The following is a 15,732-nucleotide window of genomic DNA, read 5'->3' on the forward strand; positions in this document are numbered from 1 at the left end:
GCGGGGTTTACGGGCAGGGTTCAGGGACGCGGTCCGACGGTCGTGGCGCCGTCGCGGATGGTGATCGCCAGCGCGGGACAGGAGTCCGCCGCGTCCAGCACCCGCTCCTCCTCCGGGACCTCCTCGTGTCGCGGCCGGGCGTGCTCCTCGTCGAGGACGAACAGGTCGGGGGCGATTCCGGCGCACATGCCGGACGCCATGCACCGGCCAGGGTCGATCTCCGCCTTCCAGGTCATCCCGCTCACCACGCGATCGGCATGACACGGGGCCCGCGGACCAGCATCTGGCCCTTCCACTCCACATCCCCGGCCGCCCGCAAATTCGGGAAGCGGGTGATCAGCGCGCCGAGCGCCTCCTGGAGCTCCAGACGGGCCAGCGGCGCACCCAGGCAGTGGTGCACACCGTGGCCGAAGCCGAGGTGCTGGGCGGCGGGGCGCGCGACGTTCAGGGTGCCCGGCTCGTCGAAGCGCAGCGCGTCGCGGTTGGCCGAGCCCACCGCGACCAGCACGGGCTCCCCGGTGCGCACCAGGGTGCCGCCCACCTCGACGTCCTCGGTGGCGTAGCGGGCCTGGGAGGCCGCCATGCCCAGCGGGACGAAGCGCAGCAGCTCCTCGACGGCACCGTTCAGCAGATCGGGGTTCTCGCGCAGCCGCCGCAGCTCCTGCGGGTGCTCCAGCAGCGTCAGTACGAAGTTGGGGATCTGGGTGGCCGTGGTCTCGTGCCCGGCCACCAGGATGGCCACGCACAGATCGACGAGTTCGAGCTCGGACAGCCGGTCGCCCGCGTCCCTCGCCCCGATCAGCGAGGTCATGATGTCGTCCCGGGGGCTGCTGCGATGGACCTCGATCAGCCCGGCCATATAGGCGCGCAGCTCATCGGTGTTGCGGGAGGACTCCTCCGCGCTCAGCGAGCTGGTGGACAGCGCGGCGTCGCTCCAGATCCGGAACCTCGGCCGGTCCTCCTCCGGGACGCCGAGCATGGCGCAGATGACCCCGACCGGAATGGGCAGGGCATAGCGGTCCACGAGATCGGCCGGTGGCCCCGCCGCCTCCAGGTCATCGAGCAGATCATGGGTCAACTGCCTGACCCAGGGGCGGAGTTTCTCCACCTGGTGAACGGTGAACGCCTTGGCGACGAGGGTGCGCAGCCGGGTGTGGTCGGGCGGGTCCATGGTCAGGATGCCGCTGTCGCGCCGGCCCTCGGACTGCCGTGGCTCGTCGTGGTGGAGCGCCTCCGCACGGCTGAACCGCCGGTCGCCGAGCACCAGCCGGGCGTCGGCGTACCGCGTGACCAGCCAGGCGGGCTCGCCGTAGGGCAAGCACACCCGGAGTAATCCCGTGCGGTTCCTGGCCTGTTCGTATGCCTCGCTGAGCGCCAGCCCGTCGGAGGAGTTGAAGGGATAGGTGAGGGGTGTCGTCTCCGCTGTGGTCACCGTGACCTCCCTTGCGTAAGCACGTGCTTACAAAAGTAGGAGTCGTCGGCTGGTACGGTCAACGGCCCCTTTGCGCCGTTGATCTGACGGCCCGACGGGTTCATCGCCGCAAGCTGACGAGAGGGGTGTGTCGTGATGGGGACGACCGTGTCCGAGGGACAGCGGCGGGACGCGCGGAACACACGTCGGCGGCTGATGGAAGCCGCGGCGGCGCTGTTCGCCGAGCGGGGCTATGAACGGGCGACGGTGCGGGACATCGCCGATCGCGCGGGGGTCAACCAGGCGCTGCTGTTCCGCTATTTCGGCTCGAAGAGAGCGCTGTTCGGCGAGGTGATCGCGCGCAACGGGGAGGAGCAGCTGCGCACCACCCCACCCCATGAGCTGCCGGAGACCGCCCTGCGCGGGCTGCTGGGCCACGGTGCGAAGGAACCGGGCACCCGCGCGCTGGCGACGCTGCTGCGCTCGGTGGACAGCGGTGACGAGATCGGTACGGCCGTGCGCGCCATCAGCGACGACTACGCACGGGTGCTGGCCTCCCTGTCCAGCGCCGACAATCACGAGCTGCGGGCGGATCTGGCGCTGTCCTGGTTGCTCGGCATAGGGATGATGCGGGTGCTGGTGGGCAAGGAGCCGCTGGCCGACGCGGACCCGGACGAGGTGTGCGCGCTGGTGACGGCCGCGCTCGGCACCCTCCTGGACGGCCTTGCGGCGACGGACGGCAGGCCATAGGAGAGCGGGCCGTAGCAGGGCGGGGGCCTACTCGCGGAATTCTCCCCGGGGCGTGGTGACGACGCGACGGGCCCGGGCCGGGGTGATCACCTCGCGGAACGCCGGATCGGTGAGCAGCACGACCGGGGCGATGCGGTGCGGGGAGTCGGAGTGCCAGTGGGGCAGGGCGGCCTCGATCACGGCCCAGGACTGATCGATGGCGCCGCGGTCGGCCAGCGCCCTGGCCAGATCCAGAGCCTGCTGGAAGGTGCGGGATTCGGGCAGGGCCGGCGGGACGAAGGCGGCGGCCCTGGCCACCCAGGCGGCGGTGTCGTCGCACTCGGTGGCGGCGCCCCCCGCGGATACACCGCCCGCACCCACGACACCGTCCACGCCGTCCGGGAGCCGCGGCAGGATGTCGCCGAGGGCCGAGACATAGCCACCGGGGGCGCCGGTCCATTCCTCGGCCGCACAGCGCAGATAGAGCGGGGCGGCCTCGGCCCGTATCTGCTCCATGCCGATCACCTCGATCACATGCGGGTCCCCGAGGACGCGGTTGCGGATCCAGTGCTGGGCGACACTGATGTCGAGGAACGCCCCCAGGATGACCCCCAGATACGCACCGGCGCCCGAGCCCTTGACCGCGGCCTGCTCGAAGGTGGCCATCGCCCTTCGCACCTCGCCCCGCAGGGCCTGCGCCCGGCCCTCGGCCACCAGCTCCCCGGCGCTCCCGGGGCGCGCCATGCGGATCTCCAGGGCCGCCTGGTCCTCGAAACCGGTGCGCTCCTCGGCGACCAGCTCGGCGAACGAGGCGTGCCGGTCGCCCAGGGCCGGATACCAGCTCGCCCAGATGTACGCGGCCCACTCCCCGTCCTCGGACACATCGGCCGGGTCCAGCAGCCAGTGCTGGGCGTCGCCCTCCTCGGAGACCAGCAGCGCCCGGTCCATGAACGCGGTGTCGTCCCAGTCCTCGCCCTCGCCGCCGCGGATGACGCTCCAGGTCTCGGGGTCGGCTTCGCGGAGCCAGCCGACGGTCTTGGCCGTCCGCATCCGCCACATGAACGGGCTGATGTTCAGCCAGCCGTCGGAGGCGCCCAGGAAGGCCCGGTAGCTCGGCGGGAGCCGGGTGCCGAGCCGCTCCTCCAGGGCGCGGACGCTCTCCTCGTCCGCGCCCTCGAACCCGAGCCAGCCGGCCGCCCGCTGATCGTCCCCGACCCCGCTCAGGTCCTCATCGTCGGCGACCCGCAGGATGGCCGCGCTGTACTCCGCCAGATAGGACCGCCACTGCTCGACGGTCCGCGGCAGCGCCTTCGCCGACTCCGGCTCCGGGGTGGCAGACAGCGATGTGCCGCGGTATCCGGTCGGCGCCTCGCCCGCTCGCTGGTAGTGGCCGATGAAGCCCTTCGGCTGAGGGGCGGAGGTGAAGAACCGGACCTGGCAGAGCTGGACATGGTCCTCCCCGGCGCTCCGGGTGATCTCCAGGCGGTAGTGGCCGTAGGCCGCGTGGGCGGGGAAGGTGAACCCCCGGGGCTGATGGCGATGCGCGAAGCTCTCCTCCACGCGGGAGTCGAGGTCCACCCAGTGCTCCCCGTCGTTCGAACCCTTGAGGGTCCAGTCCCTGGGGTCGCGGCCGGGGACGTCGTTCGCCGAGGTCAGGACGTAGTGGCCGACGGCGACGGGCCGCCGCAGGGTGAACTCCAGCCAGGCGCGCCCGCCATGGCCCAGCCACTTGTGCCATGAGTCGTGCAGCAGGTTCTCCGCGACCTCGCCCGACTCGGTGAACTCGCTGTGCGCCCGGACCCTGGTGACCAGGTCGGTCACCTCGGCCTCCGGGCCGGGCTCGGCGGCGAGCAGCGACACCGTGCCCGAGTGGCCCGACGGGTCGCCCCACATCACCCGCTCGACAGGCGGCCCCCCGTCCTCGATCAGCAGGCGCAGCTCCTGGCGGAGGTACCAGCCGCCCCCGGCCGCACCGCCCTCCTCCGTACGGAAGCGGTGCATCACCTCTGCTAACGCGCTGTCCTGGAGGGCCGAGCGGCCCTCCAGCGCCCCCCGGTACTCGGTGAGCGTGCCGTCAGCGGCCCGGCGGTGTCCGTAGAACTCCGTCATCGCCGGCTGGAACCCGATCGACGCCTCCGCGCCGTCCTGCCCGCGCCAGGCGAGCCGGGCGGGGAGCGAGCCCTCGCCCCGGTCGAGATGGACCAGCAGCCGCGGGGCGGGCCGCCATTCGGCGGAGCCCGGGGCGCGCGACTCGGTGCGGTAGACGCACACCGCCGCCTCGGCGGGCTGCTCCTCCGTCATGAGGTGGATACGGGCGCAGATGCTGGAGGGCTCGACGGTGATGCGGTACAGCCAGAGCAGACCGCGCGCCTCGGCGCAGCCGCGGACGCACAGCGTGTTCGCGCCCGCCACCAGCGCCTCACCGGGGACCGCGAAGGCCACCTCCCGGGGGCGCGCGCCGCCGGGCACGGTGAACTGCTCGATCACCGCATGCCCGTTGGCGGTGATGTCGATCGGCGCGCATCCTAGTGATTCACCCAGCGGTGAGACCCGAGCGATCAGGGTCAGCGTGAGCTGCTCCGGCAGTTCGCCGTCGTCCAGCGCGAAGTCGAGCTCGACCCGTCCGCCCGCGCCGATCGCGAGGCGGTCACGGTCGGGATGGCATCGCTCGTAGCGGGCCGTGCCATTGCCGAATCGAGGCGGATCGATGGTGAAATCCGCGAAAGTCGCTCGCACGCTGTGCTCCTGATGGGGCCGTCTGGACGTCCGTTGACGTGTCGTCGGGGCAGGGGTGCGGGTGGCTTCAACACCCGGATGCTGTCGATGCTAGGACGGTCCACCGGCACCGTCCGGCTGCCACGACGATCACTAGGGGGATGCGGGTCGGCCGCTCCCTCCCCCGCGCAGCACGGCTCCCAGGACGGCGGGTCGCATCAGCGCGGTGGGGGCGGCGACCAGCGACATCACCTCGTGCAGGGTCTTGCAGACCCGCGGGTCGACGGTGGCACGCCGCATGACCCGGTCCAGGTAGCGGTGCTGAGCCCGGACCGACACTCCGGCGGGGCCGCCCGTGGTGGTGGGGAAACGCACGTCCTCGCTGGAGGACAGCATCCACGCGGTGTCCGCGGCGGCCGCGATGCCCTTACGGGCGGTGTGCGCCGTACGATGGCCGATGCCGCCGTGGCGCTCGGCGGCGGCCCGCAGGGCGCGGGCGCCGAGGGCGGCCACGGTGATGCCCTGGCCGTAGACCGGGTTGAAGGTGCACACGGCGTCACCGATGACGACCAGCCCCCGCGGCGCCCGGCGCTCGTAGTGACGCCGCACACCCGGGCCGGGCCAGAAGCCGCGGACCGCACCGGCGGGCTCGGCCCGGGCCAGCAGCTCGCGCAGGCTCGGGTCCCGCAGCAGACCTAATTGCCGGTCGAAACCGGCCGCACCCGGCTCGGCCTGCGCTCCCCGCATACTGCCGACGCTGGCGATCCACCGGCCGTCCTCCACGGGCAGCACCACTCCGAGCCTGGGCGCGTCGGGGGCCTTGGTCTGCAGATAGAGCACGTCGAAGCCCGGATCCGTACCGGCGGGGCGGTGGTAGAGCCGGCTGGCGTAGGACACGCCCGCGTCGACGCGCTCCTCGGCGGCGCACGGGCAGCCCAGCCGGGCCAGCCAGGCCGGGAGCGCGGAGGTGCGCCCGGAGGCGTCGACCACCAGCTCCGCGCGCACCTCGCGCACCTGGGCGCGGGCATCGCCACGCGCGCGGACCTGAGCGCCCGTCACCTCGCCCGGTGCGCCGAGGAGCCCGACGACGTCCGTGTTCTCCAGCCATCGCACCGTGGGCTCGCCGCGCACCCGGCGCAGCACCGTATGGTCGAGCAGCGGTCTGGTGCACGAGAGGAACGCGACCTCGCTCTCGTACTCCGCGAGCCACCCGGCCGCGCTCAGCCAGCGCACGCCCGACATCGGGACGCGCACCGCACCGGCGGCCGTCAACTCCTCGCGCACACCGGGCATCAGCGCTTCCAGCGCCCGATGCCCGGCCTCCAGCAGCAGATGTGCGTGACGCCCCTGCGGAACACCCGAGCGGAACGCGGGCCGCTCGGGATAGCGGTCGCGCTCGACTATGACAATGCGCTCGGCATATCCACGCAGCGCCCATGCGGTCAGCATCCCGGCGAGACCTCCGCCGATCACCACCGCGGTCCCTCGCGCCGTACTTTCCCCCTGCACCCCCATACTACGGAGCGTAGTGCAGAACCATCCGAGCGTCACCACCTTCGCCGGGATGCAACGCTTCGGAGGCTCAGGCGGTTTGGGAGGGCTCGGCGCCTTCGGCGGTTTCGGCCGCCTCGGCGATGAATGTGTCGAGCACTCCGTCGGCGATGCGCACCGGCCCCTCGGGGCGGGTCTCGCCCGGGATGGTGCGGATCTCCCCGGCGCGCTTCGCGTCCGACGCCGCCTCGGCGAACCACCGCGCGGCCTCGGCCTCGTGGCCGTCGAGACGGGCGCCCAGGGCGTCCAGGGTGCGCTCGAAGGCGCTCCCCCACAGCGACACCGCGTCCAGCCAGGGCGCGGAGTCCGCCACGAAGCCACGGTCGGCGGCACCGGCCCGGATGCGCTCGGGGGCAGTGGCCAGCAGCCGGGCGTACGGGCGCAGATCCCGCAGGGCCGTTCGTTCGTGCCCCGCCTCCCATGTGGTGTGGAACCGGTCGAGCCGGGCGGCGAGTTCGGGGGCCTGCGGCTGCCAGGGTTCGGCGCCGAAGGTGGGCGCGAGATGCTGGGTGTCGAAGAAGGCCAGCAGTGAGCGAACGGTGGCGGCCGTACGGTCCGGACGCGCGCCGGGGCCGTCCCCGGCGAGGTAGCGGGCGGCGGCCTGCCAGGTGCGGGTGGCGTCGTAGCCGGTGTCGTTCCAGGCGAAGTCCGTCCCGCCGAAGAGGGCGACCTTGCTGGCGGCGGCCTGGTTCATCGGGTTGAGGACCAGGCCGGAGAGCTGCCGGTGCAGTCCGGGCTCGCGGGCGTCGTAAGGAGCGAGCAGCAGTCGGCCCTCGGCCTGGCCGTAGTCGTTGACCGGGTAGTTGTCCCAGACGAAGACCTTGCGCCCCCATACGGCCGCGGCCCGCTCCGCGTCGGCGACGGTGATGCGCGGCGGCACCACATCGGTTCCGGTCCACATCACCTCGACCCGCGCGTCCAGCCGCTCGCGCAGCACGCGCTTGTACGGGGTGTCGGTGACATCCCCGTACTCGGTCGGCACCATCTGGAGCGGCCTGGTGTCCGCCCGCTCGTCCAGGAACTCCTTCTGCACCGCGTTGAGCAGGTCGGACTGCGCCTCGGCGGCGGCCTCCGACGAGGGGTCTCCGTAAGTGGCGCGGTCGGCCTCGCAGTTCCAGCGGGTGTAGCTGATGTCGTCCAGCGGCATGGAGAAGCTGCGCACCCCGAGGTCGTGGACCGCGTCCAGCTTGGCCTCCAGCGCGGCGATGTCGGCGGGGTCGCTGTAGCAGATGGAGTTCCCCGGGGAGACGGCGAAGGTGAACCGCACATGGTGGTCGGTGGCCTGCCGGACCAGCTCGCCGAGCTCGGCGAGTTTGGCGGCCGGATACGGCTCGCGCCACTTCTCCCGGTGGTAGGGGTCGTCCTTCGGCGCGTAGATGTAGGTGTTCATCTTGACGTCCCCGTAGAACGCCAGCTGGTCCATGCGCTCGGCATGGGTCCAGGGGCTTCCGTAGAAGCCCTCGATCACCCCGCGCAGCGGCATCAGCGGATGGTCCGTGACGGAGACGGACGCGATGGTCCGGTGGCCGGATACCAGCTGACGCAGCGTCTGCGCGGCGTAGTACGTCCCGTCCGAGTCGGCGCCCGCGAGCGCCACCGAGGCGCGTCCCGCGGCGAGGGCGTAGCCCTCTGCGGGAAGCTCACCGGGCACCCGGCCCCCGGCGGCCCGGAGCGCCCGCACCACCCGTGCGTCGGTGATCCGGCCGACGGTCACGGTCAGCTTCGGCCCGGGGCCGTCCTGGATCCGCGAGGCCCCCGCGCGGCGCAGCACGGAGGTGACGAGATCACGTGTCGGACGGTCCACACCGTCCGCGACGACGAGGCGGACACGGGCGGGGACGTGGACGTCCGCTCCGATGCGGGACATCTCCTGCGGGTGCGGGGTGACGACCGGCAGCGGCCCAGGGGCGGTGGCCGCGGTGGCGGCCACGCCGGTGGGCAGCAGCAGGGCGAGGAGGGTGAACAACACCGTGACGCTGGCCAGGGTGCTGGAGCGACTGCGCATGGGACATCTTCTCCGTGGCGTTCGGTGGCCTTCGGGGGCGGTGCGGTGCCGTGCGGTGATGCCGGGCGTGTGCGGTGCGCCGTGCGCGGTACGGGCCCCGGCGGGGCTCGGCGCATCCCTACCCAGCGGTGAGCGCGGATGATCGGGCCGGTCGCCGGTCGTCAGTTACCGTGTGGGTCGGATGATGTGAGAGCCGGGCGCCAGGCCGGACCGACGCGCCCGTCAGTCCTCGAGCAGCGCGTCGACCACACGGCCGAAGAGCAGACGGCCGGACCAGACCGTGGGCGGGTCGAACAGCCGGGGCAGCCCCCGTAGCCGCGCCTCCTCACGCCACACCACCTCGGACCCGCCGTCGCGGGGACGCACCTCGATCTCGGCCCATCCGAGGACCACCGAGCCGCGCTTCTCCAGCCTGCAGATACCGGGAGTGTCACCGGCGAGCGGGTCACCGGCGGGTGGGTCACCGGCGGGTGGGTCCCAGCGCACGACCTCCATGGGGTCGTCGAATCCGGCGCGGCCGACTCCGGTGCGCACCACGACCACGGTGCCCACCCGGGTCGGCCCCGCCGGACGGACGGTGACGCCGCTCAGTGGTACATGGGCGCCGTGGCGCGGCCAGTCGGTGAGCCGTCGCCAGGTCTCGCCGACGGGCAGGGGGGTGCACCGCTGGATACGGAAGTGGGCCACAGCGGGATCGTAGGTGATCGGCGGCCGGAGACCATTGACAGCTCGTATCCGCCTGTTACTTTCCACAGAGGAGAGAGGTCCTACCTTTCCTGGCTCGCATCGAGAAATGCCACCCCAACAGGGGGATCACTGCAGGTCAATTAGGTCCAGACCTAACAACACGTCGGATCTCCACGGCTCCACAGGAGAAGGAGAACGAGAGATGAAGAGACTCGCCGCAGGCGCGGCGCTCGCACTCGCCGCCGCCTTCGGGTTATCGCAGGTGCCCCAGGCGACCGCCGCCCCCGCACCCGAGGAGGCCGCCGCCGCGGCCCCGGTGTTCAGCGTGATGGACTACGGCGCGAAGGCCGACGGTGCGAGCAATGACTCCGCCGCCATCGACAAGGCCATCACGGCGGCCAACAGCGCCGGAGGCGGGATCGTCCGCTTCCCGTCGGGTCAGTACAAGTCCAAGAACACCGTCCACCTCAAGAGCGAGGTGACCCTCCAGCTGGACTCCGGGGCCACGATTCTCGGTTCGAGCGCGGACACCTACGACAAGGCCGAGTCCAACCCGAACGACGACTACCAGGACTACGGCCACAGCCACTTCCACAACGCGATGTTCTACGGCGACAAGCTCACCGACATCGGGTTCACCGGCTCGGGAACCATCGACGGCGCGGGCAACCTCATCACCGGAAACCCCGACTCCGGCGAGGCGGACAAGATCATCTCCCTGACCCGCTGCGACGGGCTGACCCTCGACGGGATCACCCTGCGGCGCGGTGGCCACTTCGCGGCCCTCATCAACGGCTGCAAGAACGTGACCTCGGACCATCTCACCATCGACACGGCGAGCGACCGCGACGGCTGGAACATCATCAGCACCACCAATGTCACGGTCACCAACGCCAATATCGCCGCCAATGACGACGCGCTCGCCTTCAAGAGCGATTACGCCCTGGGCGCCAAGCTGCCCAACGGCCATGTGCGGGTGACCGATTCACATCTCTCCGCGAAATGCTGCAACGCCCTGATGTTCGGCTCCGAAACCTGTGGTGACTTCACGGACTACGTCTTCCAGGGCATCACCATCACCGGTGCGGACAAGTCCGGGCTCGGCATGGTCTCGATGGACGGCGCCAACATCTCCGATGTGCACTACCGCGACATCACCATGACCAATGTGCACTCCCCCATCATGCAGAAGATCGGGACGAGAAAACGGTGCGGGGGAAATCCGGGAGTCGGCCACATCAGCGACATCACCTACGACAACATCACCGGCACCGGTAACACCCCCTCCTTCAGCCCGACGCTGTGGGGCGAGTCCGGTGGCAATCACATCAGCGGTGTGACCTTCAACCACGTCAATCTCACCGTGCCCGGCGGCAACGGCACCATGTCCACCGGTGTTCCCAGCAATGACTCCGACGACTACAACCCGAAGAGCATCGGCACCCGTCCCGCCTTCGGCTGGTATCTGCACAACGCGGACCACATCACGTTCAACGACAGCTCGGTCAAGTTCGCCAAGAACGACGGCCGTCCGACGGTCATCGCCAACTCCGGGACCGCGCTGCGCTTCAACCGCTTCACCGCGCAGCGCGGCAGCGACAGCCCGGCGGACATCATCCTCCAGGACGTGTCGGGCTACTGCCTCGCCGACAGCGCCAACACCTCTGGCGGCGCACTGCGGGTGAGCACCAGCGGATCCAGCGAGGACTGCTCGTCATAACCAACGCTCGTCATAATCGACGGCAGTTGACCACACCCCCCGTCACCCCCGCCACCAGCGGCGCAGCACCTGCTCGGCGGGTTTGCCATGGGGGGTGTAGGCCAGCCGCGGTGCGGTCTCGCCGCTGTCCGGCCAGTCGTCCCACATCCACCAGCACACCCCGGCCCACCAAGGCCGGCCGTCGAAGGCGGTCAGCAGCGCTTCATACGCGGCGGACTGCTCATCCACCGCCGCGCGCTCGCTGACGGTCCAGGAGTACGGCGCGGCGACGGCGCCCCGCTGGCTGACGTAGCCGGCCTCGGTGAACAGGATCTTCTTGTCCCACCGGGCGGAGAACGCGGCGAGTTCGGCGACGATCGGCTTCCAGCCCTTCGCCAGCCGCGCGGGGTCGTCGGTGGCGGAGCCGGCCAGCGGCCAGTAGGCGTCGATGCCGATCAGATCGAGTGAGCCCCAGAACCGGATCCGGGTGTACTCGTCGTAGTTGGCGGCGTAGGTCAGCGGGCCGTCGTAGGTGTCGCGCACCGCGGCGATCACATCGGTCCAGCGGCGCCGGTCGGCGGAGGTCCCGGCCAGTTCGGTGCCGACGGCGAACTGCTCCACGTCCAGTTCGTCGGCCAGCCTGGCGTAGTGGGTGATGAAGCGCCGGTACGCGGTGAACCAGGCGTCCGGGTCGGTGGGCCGGATCCCGGCCCGGTCGCCGCCGTCCACCAGGTCCACATGCGGTTTGAGCATCACCTTCAGCCCGGCACCATGGGCCAGGCCGACGATCCGCCGCACGCTGCGGTCGCTCGCGGTCTCCTCGGTGGTGTGCATCGTGGCGCGCCGGGTCCCGTTCTGGTACCAGGTGGGGGTGAAGACCACCCATCCGGCGCCGGTGCCGGCGATCTGCCGCAGATAGCGGCGGGCCTCGGGGCGGTCGTAGTCGTCGGTGTTCCAGGCGGGCAGCGTGATGCCCCGCACCTGGCCATGGGGGGTGGGCGGGTCGTCGTCCCCACCGGCCGAGCATCCGGTCAGGACGGCGACGGCGGCGGTGACCGCCGCGGTCGCGCGCCTCAGCGCTCTCATCGGGGCAGGGCCTTCCTCGGGCACGGGCCCGGGTGGTACGTGACCGTTCCCGGCCCGCGCGGGGCGGACCGGGAACGGCCTGCGGACGGTATGACGGTGGATCAGGTGGCGCTCAGATCAGGCTCTCGGGGCTGACGAAGGTGTAGCCGAGGGCCAGGATGCCCTCGACGGTCTCCTTCAGCGGCTCGACCGGCTGGTAGGGGTGGTAGTAGAAGCTGGCGAAGCCGTCCCGTACGGCCAGGTTGGCCTTGGCGTTGTTGATCAGGTCGGCCGCCAGCCGGGGCGGGTTGTTGTTGTGGGCCTCGGGCTCGTAGCTGCCCAGGTTCTCCGGGATCACCTTGGTGCCGTAGACGTCGGTGACCGGGTACGGGAAGAACTGCCCGAGGTAGCGGCTGGAGTCGGTCGGGGCGCCGGAGAGAGTGCCCGAGAAGTACAGCGGACGCTCCATGCGGGCCGCGAAGTTCTGCGCGAACACCTTGTAGTCGGTGGCCGAGGCCGCGTAGTGCGGAGTGGTCCACAGCTTCGGCGTGGGCAGGCCCACCCGCGTGAACTCGGCCAGGGCGGCGGTGACCCGGCCCTGTGCCCACTCCGCGGAGTCCTCGGTCGCCGGGCCGTCGTAGACCACCGTGTCGGTGGCGTCCACATGGGCCCGGAAGAACTCGAAGTCGTCGGCGGTCAGCCCGTTGTACGGGTTGTCGACGTTGCCGTACTGATGGGTGTAGCCGTGGTCCATCAGCACCGCGCCGTTGTTGAGCATGTACTTGAGGGTGTTCACCAGCGCCGGGCGCTGGGCAAGGCGCACGGTGCGCGCCACGCCGTTGTTCTGCACGCCCTTGGGGTCGCTGTAGACCGGGATGACATTGATGCCGTAGGCGATGTTCTTCGACTTCAGGTAGTCCGCGACCGCCCGCAGGCTGGTGGTGTCGGAGAGCGGGGTGATGTCCTCCAGGCGCACCATGGCCCGGTGCTGCTCGGCGGTCTCGGGAGCCAGCGCGTCGAAGAGCAGGTCCTGGAAGGCGATGATCCGGTCGGCCTCGGAAACGTAGGTGAAGGGGATCTCACCGACGTAGGTCAGGTTGCCGGAGCGGATCGCCCACGGGGAGGTCTTCTCCGCGCCACCGGCCGTGTCGACCGCCTGGGCCAGCTCGGTCACCGGCGCGTTGTCCCCACCGGGTGTGATGTGGGGGTGCAGGACACCGGCGTCCTGGCCCGCCGGAATCTTCCGGGTCAGGTCCTGGCCCTTGTAGGCCACCTTGGCGATCTCGCCGACGCTGCCGTCCACGTCGTAGAACGACGAGGTCGGGTCCCAGCCGTACCGGTACGCGAACTCCTGCAGGCTGACGGAGTTCGCCATGTTCCAGATGTTCTCACCGACCCAGATCACCGGCCGCTCGGAGAGCAGGGTGTCCAGGTAGAAGTCCTCCGGTACGGCGTCGGGGATCTCGTCGCCGTAGTAGGTGGAGCCGATGTAGACGGTGGCGTCGTAGCTCTCCATCAGGCCGGAGGTGTACTCCTGGACCGGCTTTGAGGTCACGGTGCCGAAGTGGCCGCCGAGGTTGGCCACGCCCATCGCGTACAGCTCACCGAGGTGTCCGTACGGGCCCGCCGTGTCGTACAGCACCAGCGTCTTGGCCTGGCCCGGCTCGGGGGCCCGCGGTGCGCGTTTCGCGTGCGGTCCGGTGGCCCGGAGCGACCGCCGGAGCTGCTTCGATGTCCGCTTTTCGCCGGTGTGGCTTCCGGCCATCTCGGCGCGGCGCTCACGGTCGGCGGACCGCTGGGCGGCCGCCCAGCCCTTGAGGTCCTTGCCGTTCACACCGGTCGCGGGGCTCTGTGCCGCCGACCTGTCGGCGTCCCCCCGGCCCTCGCGGGCCGCCGCCGCGGAAGGCGCCAAAAAGCCGCCGCCCAGCAGGGCGGTGATGGCGAGGGCGATCAACGCCAGCCAGGCCGGCCGTGCTCTTCTTAAGGGTTCCGTCATGCTCTTTACCCCCCTCATTCGGGTCCCGCATTGCAGGGAACGAGACAGCGGGAAAACAGCGGATCATGACCGATTACGGCCTGAGGATCATGGCCGGACACCGCGCATGGATCATGGCCGGTTCCCCACCGAATTTCCACCAGCGGGATCACTGAGCTCAACAATCCGGTGATTGTTCTGACGATTCGCGCCGCCTGTCAATGGGGCCGATGGGGCAGAAAATTACGCCTTGAAAGTTCAACTGAAGCTCACCTTCGGCCGTGTTGGGTCTGGTACCTTCCGTAAGCGCGCAGAGGTCGGCCCGTTGGGGAGGCGTCCGGCACTCCTGCGCCAACTAAGGTGGGGGGACCGATGTACGGTAGGTCTGCTGTGGGATCAGTGCTGCCCTTGGTCGGCCTGGCCGCGGCACCGGAAATGATTCCTGGAATTCCGGTTGCCAGGGCTTTGCAGGCAACCGCCGGGGCGGGATTCCTGTTGTACTGCCTCATTGTTCTCGGCCTGTTGCTGGCTCGAATACGATTACGTGCCCGCCCCTCCGCGACCGGTTCCAGGCCCCCCGTGGCCAAGGACCTGTCCGCGGTGGACCGGACGTGACCGATGAGCCCCTGATATGGGCCAGCGTCGCCATCATCGTGATGGCCGGTACCTACAACTTCGGTCTGTTCCTGCTGTCCCGGCGCCGGCTGCCGCACCGTTCCGGCTCCGGTGAACAACGCTTCTATGTCTTTCTGCTCGCCTGCCTGAACGAGGAGAAAGTACTGGCCGAAAGCCTCGCGCGGATTACCGCCCTGCCCGCCGGAAAGTGCGTCGCCCTCATCATCGACGACGCCTCCGACGACCGGACCCCCGAGATCGCCCGGTCCGCGGACCCCGAACGGGTGTGGCTCCATCAGCGCAAGCTGCCGGGCGCCCGTCTCGGCAAGGGCGCCGCGCTCAACGACGGTGTGCGACTGCTGCGCGCTTCGGGGCTGCTCGGCGGCCGTGACCCGGACGATGTCATCGTCTGTGTGGTGGACGCGGACGGCCGGCTGGACCCGCATGTCATCGAGGCGGTCGACCCGTTCTTCAACGATCCGCGGACCGGGGCCACCCAGATCGGCGTCCGGATGTACAACCGCCGGGCCGGGCTGCTGGCCCGGATGCAGGACATGGAGTTCGTCGTCTACGGCGACATCTTCCAAAGCGCCCGCCGGTTCATCGGCAGCGTCGGCATGGGCGGCAACGGCCAGTTCATGCGGCTGTCCGCGCTCGACTCGCTGGGCGAGGACCCCTGGAGCGACAGCCTCACCGAGGACCTGGACCTCGGGGTGCGGCTGATCGCCCGGGGCTGGACCAATCAGCACTGCACCACGGCGGCCGTCTCCCAGCAGGCCGTACTGGATCTGCGGCGGCTGGTGCGCCAGCGGTCCCGCTGGTTCCAGGGGCATCTGCAGTCGGCCAACCTGGTCCCGCTGATCCTGCGGGAGGTGCCCGGCCGGGCCGCGATGGACCTCATCTACCACCTGTCCAGCCCGGTGCTGATCCTGCTCACCTCACTGCTGCCGCTGTCCTTCCTGGTGGCGGTCCTCGGCACGATCGCCGGTTCCCTCCAGGCCGGCCGGCCGCTGGTCTCCACCATGTGGTTCCTCGGCCCGTATCTGCTCTCGTTCACCGCGGCCTGGATCTACGGCTTCGTCTACCGCCGACGCGAATCCTCGCTCGGCACGCTCCACGCGGTACTGCTCGGCCACATCTTCGTGATCTACGGCTACATCTGGTTCGCCGCGGGCTGGTGGGGGTTGTGGCGGGCCGTCACCGGAAAGCGCACCTGGCTCAAGACCGCCCGCAGCTGACCCTCAGGCACGGCTTCGGCACCTCATGCACGGCTGACGCAC

11 protein-coding genes are annotated in these 15,732 nt (G+C 70.4%); 3 read left to right on the forward strand and 8 right to left on the reverse strand.

What is annotated here, in order from left to right; all coding sequences use genetic code 11:
* Nucleotides 1-20: 20 nt before the first annotated feature.
* A complete protein-coding gene (locus tag CGL27_RS04265) occupies nucleotides 21-236 on the reverse strand; it encodes a ferredoxin (protein WP_059148357.1) in 216 nt (71 codons plus the stop codon).
* A 5-nt stretch (nucleotides 237-241) separates the two neighbouring features.
* Nucleotides 242-1,432: a cytochrome P450 gene (locus tag CGL27_RS04270; protein WP_078638546.1), complete on the reverse strand. Its 1,191-nt coding sequence runs from the start codon at nucleotides 1,430-1,432 to the stop codon at nucleotides 242-244.
* A gap of 135 nt (nucleotides 1,433-1,567) precedes the next feature.
* On the opposite strand from CGL27_RS04270, the gene CGL27_RS04275 reads away from it, so the two are divergent.
* Nucleotides 1,568-2,161, forward strand: coding sequence for a TetR/AcrR family transcriptional regulator (locus tag CGL27_RS04275; protein ID WP_119984643.1), 594 nt, complete (start codon nucleotides 1,568-1,570; stop codon nucleotides 2,159-2,161).
* Between the two features lie 27 nt (nucleotides 2,162-2,188).
* Here the strand turns inward: CGL27_RS04275 and CGL27_RS04280 are convergent, their stop codons facing one another.
* The 4 genes from CGL27_RS04280 to CGL27_RS04295 form a co-directional block, all read right to left on the reverse strand.
* Nucleotides 2,189-4,876: an SMI1/KNR4 family protein gene (locus tag CGL27_RS04280; RefSeq protein WP_119984646.1), complete on the reverse strand. Its 2,688-nt coding sequence runs from the start codon at nucleotides 4,874-4,876 to the stop codon at nucleotides 2,189-2,191.
* Between the two features lie 132 nt (nucleotides 4,877-5,008).
* A complete protein-coding gene (locus CGL27_RS04285) occupies nucleotides 5,009-6,370 on the reverse strand; it encodes an FAD-dependent monooxygenase (RefSeq protein WP_240450347.1) in 1,362 nt (453 codons plus the stop codon).
* Nucleotides 6,371-6,437: 67 nt separating this feature from the next.
* Nucleotides 6,438-8,411 carry a beta-N-acetylglucosaminidase domain-containing protein gene (locus CGL27_RS04290; protein WP_119984650.1) on the reverse strand — a complete coding sequence of 658 codons (1,974 nt, stop codon included), beginning with the start codon at nucleotides 8,409-8,411 and terminating at the stop codon, nucleotides 6,438-6,440.
* A 222-nt stretch (nucleotides 8,412-8,633) separates the two neighbouring features.
* Nucleotides 8,634-9,098 (reverse strand): SRPBCC family protein, encoded by a 465-nt coding sequence (locus CGL27_RS04295; protein ID WP_119984652.1) that lies wholly within the window; start codon nucleotides 9,096-9,098, stop codon nucleotides 8,634-8,636.
* 202 nt (nucleotides 9,099-9,300) lie between these two features.
* On the opposite strand from CGL27_RS04295, the gene CGL27_RS04300 reads away from it, so the two are divergent.
* The gene (locus CGL27_RS04300; protein WP_119984654.1) at nucleotides 9,301-10,818 is read left to right on the forward strand and encodes a glycosyl hydrolase family 28 protein; all 1,518 of its coding nucleotides are present in this window, start codon (nucleotides 9,301-9,303) and stop codon (nucleotides 10,816-10,818) included.
* A 42-nt stretch (nucleotides 10,819-10,860) separates the two neighbouring features.
* On the opposite strand, the gene CGL27_RS04305 is transcribed toward CGL27_RS04300, so the two are convergent.
* Both CGL27_RS04305 and CGL27_RS04310 read right to left on the reverse strand, forming a co-directional pair.
* On the reverse strand, nucleotides 10,861-11,883 hold the full coding sequence (locus tag CGL27_RS04305; RefSeq protein WP_078638552.1) for a hypothetical protein: 1,023 nt from the start codon (nucleotides 11,881-11,883) through the stop codon (nucleotides 10,861-10,863).
* Between the two features lie 112 nt (nucleotides 11,884-11,995).
* The gene (locus CGL27_RS04310) at nucleotides 11,996-13,858 is read right to left on the reverse strand and encodes a polysaccharide deacetylase family protein (RefSeq protein WP_119984656.1); all 1,863 of its coding nucleotides are present in this window, start codon (nucleotides 13,856-13,858) and stop codon (nucleotides 11,996-11,998) included.
* 590 nt (nucleotides 13,859-14,448) lie between these two features.
* Between CGL27_RS04310 and CGL27_RS04315 the strand changes: the two genes are divergently transcribed.
* Nucleotides 14,449-15,690: a glycosyltransferase family 2 protein gene (locus CGL27_RS04315; protein WP_119984658.1), complete on the forward strand. Its 1,242-nt coding sequence runs from the start codon at nucleotides 14,449-14,451 to the stop codon at nucleotides 15,688-15,690.
* Nucleotides 15,691-15,732 lie beyond the last annotated feature (42 nt).

Origin of the sequence: Streptomyces sp. 11-1-2 (assembly GCF_003595545.1) — a bacterium.
Taxonomy (GTDB): Bacteria; Actinomycetota; Actinomycetes; order Streptomycetales; family Streptomycetaceae; genus Streptomyces; species Streptomyces hygroscopicus_B.

What these genes read in the sequence shown, in the direction of transcription:
- CGL27_RS04290 (WP_119984650.1), bottom strand. Translation starts at nt 8,411, where the DNA reads ATGCGCAGTCGCTCCAGCACCCTGGCCAGCGTCACGGTGTTGTTCACC.
- CGL27_RS04285 (WP_240450347.1), bottom strand. Translation starts at nt 6,370, where the DNA reads ATGGGGGTGCAGGGGGAAAGTACGGCGCGAGGGACCGCGGTGGTGATC.
- CGL27_RS04275 (WP_119984643.1), top strand. Translation starts at nt 1,568, where the DNA reads ATGGGGACGACCGTGTCCGAGGGACAGCGGCGGGACGCGCGGAACACA.
- CGL27_RS04305 (WP_078638552.1), bottom strand. Translation starts at nt 11,883, where the DNA reads ATGAGAGCGCTGAGGCGCGCGACCGCGGCGGTCACCGCCGCCGTCGCC.
- CGL27_RS04300 (WP_119984654.1), top strand. Translation starts at nt 9,301, where the DNA reads ATGAAGAGACTCGCCGCAGGCGCGGCGCTCGCACTCGCCGCCGCCTTC.
- CGL27_RS04265 (WP_059148357.1), bottom strand. Translation starts at nt 236, where the DNA reads ATGACCTGGAAGGCGGAGATCGACCCTGGCCGGTGCATGGCGTCCGGC.
- CGL27_RS04310 (WP_119984656.1), bottom strand. Translation starts at nt 13,858, where the DNA reads ATGACGGAACCCTTAAGAAGAGCACGGCCGGCCTGGCTGGCGTTGATC.